Consider the following 12,503-nt stretch of genomic DNA (forward strand, 5'->3'; position numbering starts at 1 on the left):
GTATATAACAGATTGTCCGGTAAAACAATAAAAGAAATAAAAAACATAAAAATTTTCGAATTCCATGTATAAAACTTTTTTCCCGTGTCATACTACTACTATCATTGGACCCCCTCCTTTGATCTTACCAAAGATAAAAATAATACTTAATCCTCCCCTTATAAAGGTTCCCGGACTTATGAGAGTATGCCAAAGGGCATATGGGTATAGGCCCGGGGACTTTGCTTGCAACATTTTCCGCAAAATGATATGATAATCCCATCAAACAGGAAGGGATCTGTCAGATATGAATGAGGATTTCAAAAGTAAAAATGGAAATTCCGGAGAAAATTCCGAAAAAAAGAAAAAGGTCACCCCAAAACAGATCGCAGCCATGGCAGGCGTTGCGCTTCTGGTGCTTCTGTATGTGGTGACATTATTTGCAGCCATTTTCGGCAGCAAGGCTGCAGACAGCCTGTTTCAGCTTTGTCTGTTTGCAACCATAGCGCTGCCGCTGGTGCTCTGGATTTACATATGGATTTTCGGCAGACTCACAAACCGCTCTACCATCGCAGACTTAAACCCTGGCAGCACACCAAGGCAGAAGGAAGCGGCCCCGGAGGGCGGAAAATCCAAAGAGGAGCCAGGGCGCTGACATATCATGATGTTGGGATTAAAAGAGTTTTCGGTCACAAAGCGTCAGAATGGGGAGACCTTTTGACCCCAACGTCATGTCATAAGGCTAGCGAACCCCCAGCTCTTCCAGCTCCCTGCAGGCCTGTTCCTTTGACTTAAAATGGATGCCGCAAATGCCAAGGGCTCTGGCCGCTTCCACATTTTTCAGGGTATCGTCCAAAAACACTGTCTCTTCCGGCTGTAAAGAATACCGGTCCATGAGCAGCCTGTAAATCTCAGGGTAAGGCTTTACAAGTCTTTCCCTGTAGGAGAGGATGCCGCCGTCCATGTAGGGCAGAAACACCAGCGCATCGGCGCATTCCACATAAGCCTTATAGGAGAAGTTGGAAAGATACAGCACACGATACCCCTTTCCCTTAAGCTCCTCTATCCAGGGAATGGCGTAATCCCGCAAAGTTACCATGCCGTTCACCTGTTGAAAGGCCGCCCGCAGCTCCTTCTCAATCTCCGGATCATTCTTGATAAACTCCTGCAGAAGCCTCTCCTCGTCCCAATCCCCTCTGTCAAATTCCTCCCAGAAGGGACTCATGATGGAAGCCCTTGCGATTCTGTCCACCATATCGTCGTCAAAGCCCTTGTCCTGTAAAAATTCCCTCCAGCGAAAGTCAGTCAGCACATTGCCGATATCAAATACAATATTACGAATCATTTTCCTTATACTCCATCAATTCAAATAATTTTTCCGCAGCAGCAGATAAAGGCCCCCTGGTGCTTCTCACCGCACAGAAGCTCCTCTTTGGTATAATTTTATTAAACCGAAGCTCAAACAAAAGTCCCGACTGTATATACTCCCTGGCAAAATCCCGGACCACACAGCCCACTCCCAGATTGCGCAGTACAAACTGCACGATCATATCGCTTGTGGCCAGCTCAAATTCCGGCTGTACCACAATACCGTTATGCAAGAGGAATTCGTCCATATAGCTTCTGGTGCTTGTATTTTTTTCCAAAAAAATAAGAGGAAGCTTCTCCAGCTCCTGTAAATCCAGCATTTTATTTTTGTAAGAGATAAACCTTCGTCCCCCCACAAAAATATCCTCAATTTCACGGACGGGAACAGCCTTTAAGCCCGCCGCCTCTAAAAAAGGGGTGCTGACCACCCCCATATCGATTCTCCCCTCCTCCAGAAAGCGCAGTGTCTCTGGAGTGGGCGCGTTGGTGACGGCTATTTTTATCCCCGGATACTTCTCATGAAACCGCTCCAGAAAGGGAAGCAGATAATACCGAAGCGTCATATCGCTGGCTCCAATGTGGATTTCTCCCATGTCGAAATTCCGCATCTGCCTTACCTTCCCCACTCCCTGCTCTATCTGCTCATATCCCTTTTCCACATACTCAAAAAGGATCTGTCCCTCTTTCGTGAGACGCACCCCTTTTGCCGCCCGGTGGAAAAGCTGTACCTCCAGCTGACGCTCCAGCTGCTTTATGGACTGGCTCACCGCCGGCTGGGAAATAGAAAGCTCTGCAGCCGCCCTGGTCACACTTCCCAGCCGCGCCACATAATAAAATACCTTGTAGTACTCCAGGTTTCCCGTCATACCGCCTTCTCCAATCCATCAGCTATTTCAGAGGGCTTTTGCGGTAAATAATATCCTCTCTGCCGGGCCCATTGCTGACCATAGTGATGGGGTAGCCGATCCGTTCTTCGATAAACTCCACATACCTTCTGCAGTTTTCCGGCAGTTCTTCGTAATTTCTGATTCCTCTGATATCACATTTCCAGCCTGGCAGCTTTTGAAGCACAGGCTTTGCCTTATTCAGCTTTGCAGTCACAGGGAAGTCCGTGGTCACCTGTCCGTCGATTTCATAGCCCACGCACACAGGAATCTCATCCAGATACCCCAGCACATCCAGTACCGTAAAGGCCACATCCGTGGTCCCCTGCAGGCGGCACCCGTATTTAGAAGCCACACAGTCAAACCAGCCCATACGCCTGGGACGTCCTGTAGTGGCGCCGAATTCTCCGCCGTCACCGCCCCTGCGGCGCAGCTCATCCGCCTCGTCCCCGAAGATTTCAGATACAAATGCACCTGCTCCCACTGCAGAGGAATAAGCCTTGCATACCGTGACAATCTCCTTGATCTCATAAGGAGGCAGTCCGGCTCCAATAGCGCCGTAGGCCGCCAGCGTAGAGGAAGAGGTAACCATAGGATAAATACCGTGATCCGGGTCCTTTAAGGTTCCCAGCTGTCCCTCCAGCAGAATGGTCTTTCCCTCCTTTAAGGCCTTGTCCAAAAAGGCAGACACGTCGCACACATAGGGAGCGACCATTTCCCTGTATTTCCCAAGCTCTTCCAAAAGCTCCTTTGGATCAATGAGAGGCTTATGATAAAGATGCTCCAAAATCACATTTTTCATCTCACACACGCGCTCCACCTTTTCCTTTAAGAGAGCCTCGTCAAAAAGCTCGCTGACCTGGAAGCCGATCTTTGCGTATTTATCCGAATAGAAAGGTGCAATGCCTGACTTGGTGGAGCCAAAGGACTTTCCGCCCAGCCTCTCCTCCTCATACTGATCGAAAAGAATATGATAGGGCATCACAATCTGCGCTCTGTCGGACACCAATATCTTAGGCATGGGCACATTCCTGTCCGTAATAGACTTGATCTCCTGAAACAAAAGAGGAATATTTAACGCCACGCCGTTTCCGATCACGCTGGTGGTGTGACTGTAAAATACCCCCGAGGGAAGAGTGTGCAGCGCAAATTTTCCATAATTGTTCACGATGGTATGTCCCGCATTTGCGCCGCCTTGAAAGCGCACAATGATATCTGCGTTTTTCGCCATCATATCCGTAATCTTTCCCTTTCCCTCATCGCCCCAGTTTGCTCCTACTACTGCCTTTACCATTTTGGCCTCCATTCCTCACCGCAAAGCATTGTATCTCCGGTAATCATTTCTATTTATAGTCCGTGTTCTATTTCACAAACCTTACCAAGTATACACTATTTCAGATCATAAATAAAATCAATATTTATTATGTTTATTATAAGCTCAAATTATTTTACTCCCTTCCATCCCAGCAGTAGGTGCAGAGCTTTTCTCTGTCAATCCCCACGGATTTGATCATATCATCCAGCCTGTGGAAACGAAGCGAGGTAAAATTAAGCTGTCTGCAGATGCGCTGTACCATCTCGTTGTACTCCGGCGTATCCGGATCCACATAATTTTTTAAGTCAATCTTTTTGCCCTCGTCCTCCATCTCCTTGAGCACTCGTCTGGTAATCAAGTCCATCTCCGAGGAGGAACGGGAAAAATTCAGATATTTACATCCATACAAAAGAGGCGGACAGGCGGGACGTATATGAACCTCCCTGGCTCCGCTCTGATAGAGAAATTCCGTGGTCTCTCTCAGCTGGGTTCCGCGCACGATGGAATCATCAATGAGAAGCAGGCTTTTTCCCTGAATCAGATCGTGTACCGGTATCAGCTTCATTTTGGCGATCAGGTTTCTCTGGGTCTGTATGGTCGGCATAAAGGACCTGGGCCAGGTGGGCGTGTACTTGATAAAGGGTCTGGAAAAAGGAATGCCGGAGCGGTTGGCGTAGCCGATGGCATGGGCTGTTCCGGAATCCGGCACCCCCGCCACAATATCCGGTTTCACATCGTCTCTCTCAGCCAGAAGCGCCCCACAGTGATAGCGCATTTTTTCCACGCTGATTCCCTCATAGGAAGAGGATGGATAGCCATAGTATACCCACAAAAAGGTACAGATTTTCATTTCCTTTCCGGGATTTACCAGGGTACGCACTCCCTCAGGCGTAACCACTACAATCTCTCCCGGCCCCAGTTCTCTCTCCTCCACATACCCCAGATTCAGATAGGCGAAGCTTTCGAAGGATACGCAATAAGCGCCCTCCTTTTTCCCTACTGCCACCGGCGTTCTGCCAAGCCTGTCCCTGGCCGCATAAATTCCCTTGGGGGTCATAATCAGAATCGTCATGGAGCCGTCTATGATCTCCTGGGCATATTGGATGCCCTCCACAAGGTTGTCCTTCTGATTGACAATAGCGGCCACCAGCTCCGTTGCGTTGATATCCCCGCCGCTCATCTCCAGAAAATGGGAATGTCCCCTTGCAAAAAGCTCCTTCAAAATAGCGTCAGTGTTGTTGATTTTCCCCACAGTGGAAATGGCGTAGGTTCCATGATGGGAGCGTACCATCAAGGGCTGGGGCTCGTAGTCCGAAATACAGCCAATGCCCAGATTTCCGCTCATTTCATTTACATCCTTATCAAACTTCGTCCGAAAGGGGGCATTTTCAATATTGTGGATTGCCCTGTTATAACCAGATTCCCTGCTGTACACTGCCATTCCCGCCCGTCTGGTCCCCAGATGGGAATGATAATCCGTTCCGAAAAACAAATCAAATACACAGTCTTCCTTTGCTGCGACTCCAAAAAAACCACCCATGTCTGCTCTCCCTTAAAATTGCGTTATTTTACACATTAATCTGGGCCTTGACTCCCAGAAGCTCCTTGTTGGCCTCAAGAACAGGGTAAATCACATCCCGCAGGAAGGCCTCTACCTGCTCCTTGGAACGGCCCGTATACTTTTTCGGTTCCATGGTTTTCTCAAGCTCCTCCAGGGTCAGTGGGAAGGCCGGATCTGCAGCAATCAGCTCCAGAAGATTGTTTTCCTTTCCCTCCTCCTTCACTCTGCGGCCCGCCTCCATGGAAAGCTCTCTGATCCGTTCATGCAGCTCCTGGCGGTTGCCTCCCATCTTAACGGCATCCATCATAATATTCTCCGTGGCCATAAAAGGAAGCTCGCTCATAAGATGCTTTTCAATCACCTTGGGATACACCACCAGTCCGTCCACCACATTCAGACACAAATCCAAAATCCCGTCCACCGCCAGAAAGCCTTCCGGAATGGAAAGACGCTTGTTCGCCGAGTCATCCAGGGTCCGTTCAAACCACTGGCTGGCTGAGGTGATGGCCGGATTCAGGGCGTCGACTATTACATATCTGGACAGAGACGCAATGCGCTCGCTGCGCATGGGATTACGCTTGTAGGCCATAGCCGAGGAACCGATCTGGTTCTTTTCAAAGGGCTCTTCCACCTCTTTCAAGTGCTGCAGCAGACGGATGTCATTGCTCATCTTATGGGCGGATGCGGCAATGCCTGCCAGCACATTGGCAACCCGGGTATCCACCTTTCTGGAATAGGTCTGTCCCGACACAGGGTAGCACTCTTTGAATCCCATTTTCTGTGCAATCATGGGATCGATCTTGTCTATGGTTTCCTGGTCTCCGTTAAAAAGCTCCAAAAAAGAGGCCTGGGTACCCGTAGTGCCTTTAGAGCCCAAAAGCTTCATACTCCCCAGCACATGTTCCAGATCCTCTAAGTCCAGATAAAATTCCTGCAGCCACAGAGTCGCCCTCTTCCCCACAGTGGTGGGCTGGGCGGGCTGGAAGTGGGTGAACGCCAGCGTAGGCAGCTCTTTGTACTGATCTGCAAAATCGGCGAGCTCTTTCATCACATTGATCAGCTTTTTGCGCACCAGTTTAAGCGCCTGCGTCATTACAATAATATCCGTATTATCCCCCACATAGCAGGAGGTAGCCCCCAGATGAATAATGCCCGCTGCCTTGGGACACTGCTGTCCATAGGCATACACATGGCTCATCACATCATGGCGCACTTCCTTTTCCCTTGCCTTTGCCACATCGTAATTGATATCCTCCGCATGGGCCTTCAGCTCCGCGATCTGCTCATCTGTGATAACAGGAACGCCGTTCTGGGAAAGTCCCAGCTCCTTTTCGGTTTCCGCCAGTGCAATCCACAGCTTTCTCCAGGTGCGGAATTTCATATCGGGAGAAAAAATATACTGCATCTCCCTGCTGGCATAACGTTCCGACAACGGACTTTGGTATCTGTCTGTACTCATTGCTTTTTCCTCTTTCTTTCCTTTTTGCTTCCGGGGAAAATTCAGGCCTCAAAATCTCCTCTGATATCCTCTGCGGGCGGCTCCATGGGATATTTTCCGGTAAAGCAGCCCTTGCAGATGCCAAGACCGCCCACCATTTCCTCAAGCCGCTCCAGCCGCAGATAAGCCAGGGAATCTGCTCCTATGATCTGATTGATCTCATCAACGGAACGGTTCCAGGCAATCAGCTGATTTCTTGCGGGAACATCGGTTCCGAAATAGCAGGGCCATAAAAAGGGAGGGGAGCTCACACGCATATGGACTTCCTTAGCTCCGGCTTCCTTCAGCATACGGACAATGCGGTCCGAGGTGGTTCCACGCACAATGGAATCGTCGATCATGATGATCCGCTTTCCCTCCACCGCCTCTCTGATGGGATTCAGCTTTACGCAGACGCTGCTCTCCCGGCTTTTCTGCTTTGGCTTGATAAAGGTTCGGCCCACATAGGCGTTTTTCACAAAAGCCGTTCCATAGGGTATCCCGGACTGCAGGGAATAGCCTAACGCCGCACAATTTCCGGATTCCGGCACACCCACCACCAGGTCTGCCTCCACAGGAGAATCCATTGCCAGAAACTTCCCCGCCATAATTCTGGCATGATAAACACCCGCGCCGTCGATCACGCTGTCGGGTCTTGCAAAATAAATATACTCAAATACACATCTTGCAGTATCCTTTTCCGGAAGCGCCCGGCTCATATCCGATTCAATCCCCTTTTCCGGCGAGATGGTGACAACCTCCCCAGGACGCACATCCCTCAGAAACTCTGCCCCCACAGTTTCCAGGGCACAGCTCTCACTGGCCAGAATATACGCATTGCCCCGCTTTCCAATGCACAAGGGCTTAAAGCCAAAGGGATCTCTTGCGCCGATCAGCTTTCTGGGAGACATGATCACCAGAGAATAAGCTCCCTTAAGCTTGTCCATGGCCAGTCCCACCGCCTCCTCCACGGACCTTGATTTAAGCCGCATTCTGGCGATATAGTAGGCAATGACCTCCGAATCTATGGTGGTCTGGAAAATAGCGCCTGTGTATTCCAGCTCTCTGCGAAGCTCGGGCGCATTGATCAGATTGCCGTTATGGGCAAGCCCCAGGGCCCCCTTCACATAATTTAACACCAAAGGCTGGGCATTTTCTCTGGTGGAGCTGCCCGCAGTAGAATACCGCACATGCCCCACGCCGATATCTCCTTTCAGCCGTTCTAAGCACTCCGGCGTAAAGGCCTCATTCACAAGCCCCATATCCTTACTGCTTAAAATTCTTCCTTTGGGTCCTGCGGTATCGCTCACTGCAATGCCGCAGCTCTCCTGTCCTCTGTGCTGCAGAGCCAGAAGGCCGTAATAAATGGTGGAGGCCACATTGTCTCCGTCAAAATCATAAACGCCGAATACGCCGCATTCCTCCCGCAGCTTATCGTCACTGTCCATCTGTACAAAAATCTGATCTGTCACCCTATTCCATACCTTTCCTGGAGCCCGGGCCCGCATCCCGTCTAACCACATCAGGGGACAAACGACAAAGGGCGTACGAGTCCCCGGGACTTCGGACGCCTTTGTCCACAAAATCTTTTTATTTTCTATGCAAGTCCGAGGCGCTTAAACACCTCATTGTACGCTTCCTCTACATTTCCCAGATCACGGCGGAAGCGGTCCTTATCCAGCTTTTCATTGGTATGCACATCCCACAGTCTGCAGGTATCCGGGGAGGTTTCATCCGCCAGAATGATCTGTCCATGGTAACGTCCAAATTCAATCTTAAAGTCGATCAGCTTAATATCCGCCTGCAGGAAATATGCCTTCAATACTTCGTTTACCTTAAAGGCGTATTTCTTGATGGTATCCATCTCCTCCCAGGTAGCAAGGTTCAGGGCTCTTGCAAAATAGGAGTTGATCAGGGGGTCTCCCAGCTCATCGTTTTTATAGGAAAACTCTATGGTGGGCTCGGTAAACTCCGTACCCTCCGCAACGCCCAGCCGCTTGGAAAAGCTGCCTGCGGCCACATTTCGGATAATCACCTCCAGCGGAACAATTTCAACGCGCTTTACTGCAGTTTCCCTGTCGCTTAATTCTTCGATAAAGTGTGTGGGGACACCTTCCTTTTCCAGAAGCTTAAACACATGATTGGTCATCTTATTGTTGACAACGCCCTTGCCTACAATGGTGCCCTTCTTCTCGCCGTTAAAGGCCGTTGCATCATCCTTATAGTCCACAATCAGCACATCCGGGTCATCCGTCAAAAATACTTTCTTTGCCTTACCTTCATAAAGCTGTTCCAATTTTTTCATTCCTGTCCTCCATTCTGCCGCCATGCAGCATACACACTTTAGTTTACATTGAAAAATGCTCACACAAGGTATATTATAGCTTACGCTTTTCCAGAAATCAATACAGGATTCCCGCAAATTCCCCAAGATAGGCCAAATCAGGCTCATGCTGCCGGCCTTGGCTTCACCCGCTGTACTGATCCGCCATGGCCATGATCTCCTCCGCATATGCGGGATACTGTCTGGCAATCTCCATAATTTCTTCCCTGGCCGTCCGGGCCACTCCATCGTTGTAATCCATCTGCTTTCTCAGGGACTGTCTGCGCAGAATGAGCTCATGCCTGATTTCCACCATCTCCCTTTTGTCCAAAAGAGCGCTGGTCTGATGAATCCACCTCTGCGGGTCCTTAATACGATAGTTGGAAAGCCTGTTTATCAGCTGCTTCTGGTAGTACTCCGTTTTTGCCTCCGCCTCCGCATACTGCTTGCGTTCCTCCTTCTCCTGCTGGTAGGCCGCCCACCGCCTTTCCAGCTTCGCCCCGCTGTCCGTATTATATTTCATATACAGATAGTCCAGCAGATTTGTGTTGTTCACATAGCGGATTTTCACTTTGTTCTGCAGCTGTATCAGCTTGTTTATGGTGACCTCCACCCGGTGCTTTTCCCGCTCTGCATCGATAAATTTTATGCACAGTACAATAATGGCCGCCGCCGCTGCGCCCACCGCCAGAAAATATCCCAAATAGGTATTCATCTCAAAGACAAACTGCAGCACAAGAAGCATCAGGATGCAGATTACCAGGGCCGTCAGAAAAATCACCGCCATCCCCTTAAGGTTGGTCATAATAGTGTCAAGCTCCGCTCTTCTGAATTCGTAGGCGTGATGCTCTCTGTCCAGTCTCTGCAGATCCTTTTTGATCAGCTCCCCGTAGCTTTCCCCTTCCTTGATTTTCCGAATGCCCTCTTCCACCTCCTGCTCCTGCTTTCTCATCTGGTAATATTCCAGATCCTCCATACGGTCCTTTTTTTCGTGGTAGGTTTCCCGTTCTTTCTCAAGGGCCTGCAGCCTGCGCGCAATCTTGTCTGTCTCTTCCCGCTCTTTCTCCGGAAGGGCCTCAATCTCTTCCATGTCTGTGAGATAGGAGGTGACAAGGGCATACTCGCCCGTCAGCAGATTCATTTCCCTGGAAGCCTCCGCGATCTGCTCCAGACATCCCGTGATATATCTGCCGCGCTCCTCCTTACTGTGGAAATCCACATCGTCTCTCACATAAACGATCTCGTCCCAGTCCTCTTTTTTCTCTTCCTTCTTTTTTCTCTTCCCGAATATCCTCTGCCAAAATCCCATGTTAATCTCCATTCCAAAGCGGCGCAAATCGTTGTGTCATCCTCATCCGGCGCTTATACGGTAGCTGCTTTTGAGCGCCTGCGCGATCTGCTCGTTATCCTCACAATACTTCTGCATTTCCCCGTCCCCTCTAAAGCCCTTTCTCTCCTGGAGACGCAGGAATTCCGGCTGGAGACGCCAATTTTTCTTAAGCTCCTCCATCTTCTGCTCCAGCTTTAACGCCGCCTCATATCCCTGGGGATTTTCTGCCGCAAAGGCAATATACGCTTCCTCGGCAAGCTCCATACGCTTTGCTGCCAGATAATCCTCATACAGCCTGTTGTCTTTCTCTATCCCATACGCCTCAAGAAAACACTCCGCCGCCTGTGCGTACAGCATCAGGCCTGCAAACGCCACTCCTTTGTTGTGAAGTATGCCGGAGCGCACCTTTCCCGCAGGAAGCTCGCCGCCTTCCTTAAGCATTTCCTGCCACTGGCTTAAAAGCTCCTCATATCCCCGAATTGCCGCACCATATTTTTTCTTTTTCACCAGATAGTCGATCTGGCTTTTCCGCTTCTCAATGCCGCTTAAGCCCGCACCCTTTTTCAGGGTCTGCTCCACTTCCCCTGTGACGGTTCCATCGTACAATCCCGTAAATTCCAGAATCATAGTCACAAAAGAGCTCAAAGAACCCTTTTTATGTACCATGGGATACAGCTCCCTTGCAAGGTCCGCAAGACCGCAGTCCTTGTCAATCCAGTTTACCAGATCGTCATTCATCAAAGAGGCGTCGATCAAAAAGGCATTCTCTCTGATACAGTAGCACAGCTCCTCAATACAGTGCACGGAAAGCTCCAGTCCCGGCACACAATAGGGCACAGCCGCATATTCTCCTACACAAATACTGATACGCACCAAAAAACCTCCTGTCAGTAGATGGTAATTGCTTCCTTCCAGATGCGGTGTGTAGCCGGCCTGAAATCCCCCAGCCCCAAATCCTCTATCTCCACCGTCATCTGGTTCTCCTTTGTCATGGAAAAGCAGGCCTTAAGCCGGGTAAGACCCTTTGGCAGATCCTCTAAAATCATCTGCGCCAGCTTGCTGCCCTTTCCCATAAGTGGCGTAATTATAATTTCTATGCTGTTTCCATCCTGCAGATAAAATTCCAGTGTCTTTTCTGTCTCAAACCAGTTTCCCCCCGCATCCAAAAGGGCAAGATAGGATTCCTGTCCCTGTCGCATAAGCTTCATGCCCACATTGGCCCGCAGCTTGTCCTTCCCTAAGAAAACATGGGTTTTTTCCTCCCCGTTTTCTCTGTACCTGGCAAGCAGGCCAAAACAGGCTCCCTTACTGTAAAGATTATTTCCCTGAAACACTCTCCGTCCCCTGCACAAAAAGCGCAGAGATTCCTGCATCCATTGCTCTGAAAAATTTTCCCCGATCAGAAAAGAGGAATTTACATTCCGGGTTCCCACGGCTTTCTGCACAATTTCCAGAAAATCCTGGTCCATCCGCTCCATCCTCATCTTTCGCAGCTCCTCCCCTGATCCCAGGGATTCCCAGGAAGGAAAGGGATAAGTCTCTTCCTCAATAAACACCGCCGTGGGCGTCGTGTTCCTGTTTGGCTCAAGACGATACAATAAAATCCGGCTCTCTCTGTAATCGCACAAAATGGAGCAGTCCTCCCAAAGCTCCTTTGGCTGGCCAAGCATATAATGATAATAGCTCTCCTCATGGCTTTCAAAGGACACTCTCGGGGTCTTGCGTAAAATGCCCGAAACTGCCTGCCTGAAAGCCTCAAGGGTTCTCCCCTCCAGGCGTTCACAGGTGACCGCCAGCTCGTAAATTTTGTCCAGGGATGCGATCTGTGACAAGAGGCCAAGGCTGCGCTTCATAAAAAGCGCCAGCAGCGCCTCCGGCTGATAGCTTTCGCCCTCAATCTGCACCGGTTCCCCGTCAACGGCCATGGAAAGAAGATTTTCTACCAAAATGCCTCCCTGCTCCTCCGCATGCCTGAGAGCCTCCTTGCCGTAAAACCACTGATTCACCCCAGGCTTTTTACACAGCACCGCCGGAATACAGTAATTTTGTTCTCCTGCCACACTGGAAAGGGTTTCGATCTCTCCGCTGTCCGAAAAGGCATAGCTGATCTGCGCATAGTCGTTTCCCATGTCATAGCCCACCAGCAGTCTCCCATGATTCAACAAACCAAGCATATTCACCCTCCCTTTAAATCAGCGAAAAGAGTCCGCTGTTATAATATTCTCTGCTGTAGTATTCCTCCAAAAGCCCATCCAGCGTATCATAC

Annotated in this window: 11 protein-coding genes; 1 reads left to right on the forward strand and 10 read right to left on the reverse strand. The window is 49.9% G+C overall.

Translation table 11 applies throughout. The annotated features are described in order from the left end of the window. Positions 1 to 286: 286 nt before the first annotated feature. A complete protein-coding gene (locus tag AC1WIP_RS04390) occupies positions 287 to 634 on the forward strand; it encodes a hypothetical protein (RefSeq protein WP_481140673.1) in 348 nt (115 codons plus the stop codon). Positions 635 to 721: 87 nt separating this feature from the next. Here AC1WIP_RS04390 and AC1WIP_RS04395 read toward each other — a convergent pair whose 3' ends face one another. From AC1WIP_RS04395 to AC1WIP_RS04440, 10 genes are all read right to left on the reverse strand, one after another. Continuing rightward, entirely contained in the window at positions 722 to 1,324 is a 603-nt protein-coding gene (locus AC1WIP_RS04395) for an HAD family hydrolase (RefSeq protein WP_481140674.1), read from the reverse strand. Continuing rightward, a complete protein-coding gene (locus tag AC1WIP_RS04400; RefSeq protein ID WP_481140675.1) occupies positions 1,314 to 2,213 on the reverse strand; it encodes a LysR family transcriptional regulator in 900 nt (299 codons plus the stop codon). The genes AC1WIP_RS04395 and AC1WIP_RS04400 overlap by 11 nt, the downstream gene beginning before the upstream one ends. Positions 2,214 to 2,235: 22 nt before the next feature. Continuing rightward, on the reverse strand, positions 2,236 to 3,525 hold the full coding sequence (locus tag AC1WIP_RS04405; RefSeq protein WP_481140676.1) for an adenylosuccinate synthase: 1,290 nt from the start codon (positions 3,523 to 3,525) through the stop codon (positions 2,236 to 2,238). 154 nt (positions 3,526 to 3,679) lie between these two features. Then, positions 3,680 to 5,086 (reverse strand): amidophosphoribosyltransferase, encoded by a 1,407-nt coding sequence (locus AC1WIP_RS04410; RefSeq protein WP_481140677.1) that lies wholly within the window; start codon positions 5,084 to 5,086, stop codon positions 3,680 to 3,682. A gap of 28 nt (positions 5,087 to 5,114) precedes the next feature. Then, complete coding sequence (gene purB / locus AC1WIP_RS04415; protein ID WP_481140678.1) at positions 5,115 to 6,566, reverse strand: adenylosuccinate lyase; 1,452 nt, start codon at positions 6,564 to 6,566, stop codon at positions 5,115 to 5,117. 41 nt (positions 6,567 to 6,607) lie between these two features. Then, entirely contained in the window at positions 6,608 to 8,032 is a 1,425-nt protein-coding gene (purF, locus tag AC1WIP_RS04420) for an amidophosphoribosyltransferase (RefSeq protein WP_481140682.1), read from the reverse strand. Between the two features lie 149 nt (positions 8,033 to 8,181). Then, complete coding sequence (gene purC, locus AC1WIP_RS04425; RefSeq protein ID WP_318702661.1) at positions 8,182 to 8,889, reverse strand: phosphoribosylaminoimidazolesuccinocarboxamide synthase; 708 nt, start codon at positions 8,887 to 8,889, stop codon at positions 8,182 to 8,184. Between the two features lie 163 nt (positions 8,890 to 9,052). Then, positions 9,053 to 10,216 carry an AAA family ATPase gene (locus tag AC1WIP_RS04430; RefSeq protein ID WP_481140679.1) on the reverse strand — a complete coding sequence of 388 codons (1,164 nt, stop codon included), beginning with the start codon at positions 10,214 to 10,216 and terminating at the stop codon, positions 9,053 to 9,055. Between the two features lie 42 nt (positions 10,217 to 10,258). Continuing rightward, positions 10,259 to 11,110, reverse strand: a complete 852-nt coding sequence (locus AC1WIP_RS04435; RefSeq protein ID WP_481140680.1) for a hypothetical protein — start codon at positions 11,108 to 11,110, stop codon at positions 10,259 to 10,261. Between the two features lie 14 nt (positions 11,111 to 11,124). Next, positions 11,125 to 12,411 carry a DUF5716 family protein gene (locus tag AC1WIP_RS04440; protein ID WP_481140681.1) on the reverse strand — a complete coding sequence of 429 codons (1,287 nt, stop codon included), beginning with the start codon at positions 12,409 to 12,411 and terminating at the stop codon, positions 11,125 to 11,127. Positions 12,412 to 12,503 lie beyond the last annotated feature (92 nt).

The organism is Acetatifactor sp. (assembly GCF_982438285.1).

Coding starts and splice junctions, on each gene's coding strand:
- AC1WIP_RS04430 (WP_481140679.1), bottom strand. CDS start 10,216: ATGGGATTTTGGCAGAGGATATTCGGGAAGAGAAAAAAGAAGGAAGAG.
- purB (WP_481140678.1), bottom strand. CDS start 6,566: ATGAGTACAGACAGATACCAAAGTCCGTTGTCGGAACGTTATGCCAGC.
- AC1WIP_RS04400 (WP_481140675.1), bottom strand. CDS start 2,213: ATGACGGGAAACCTGGAGTACTACAAGGTATTTTATTATGTGGCGCGG.
- purF (WP_481140682.1), bottom strand. CDS start 8,032: ATGGACAGTGACGATAAGCTGCGGGAGGAATGCGGCGTATTCGGCGTT.
- AC1WIP_RS04395 (WP_481140674.1), bottom strand. CDS start 1,324: ATGATTCGTAATATTGTATTTGATATCGGCAATGTGCTGACTGACTTT.
- AC1WIP_RS04405 (WP_481140676.1), bottom strand. CDS start 3,525: ATGGTAAAGGCAGTAGTAGGAGCAAACTGGGGCGATGAGGGAAAGGGA.
- AC1WIP_RS04410 (WP_481140677.1), bottom strand. CDS start 5,086: ATGGGTGGTTTTTTTGGAGTCGCAGCAAAGGAAGACTGTGTATTTGAT.
- AC1WIP_RS04390 (WP_481140673.1), top strand. CDS start 287: ATGAATGAGGATTTCAAAAGTAAAAATGGAAATTCCGGAGAAAATTCC.
- AC1WIP_RS04440 (WP_481140681.1), bottom strand. CDS start 12,411: ATGCTTGGTTTGTTGAATCATGGGAGACTGCTGGTGGGCTATGACATG.
- purC (WP_318702661.1), bottom strand. CDS start 8,889: ATGAAAAAATTGGAACAGCTTTATGAAGGTAAGGCAAAGAAAGTATTT.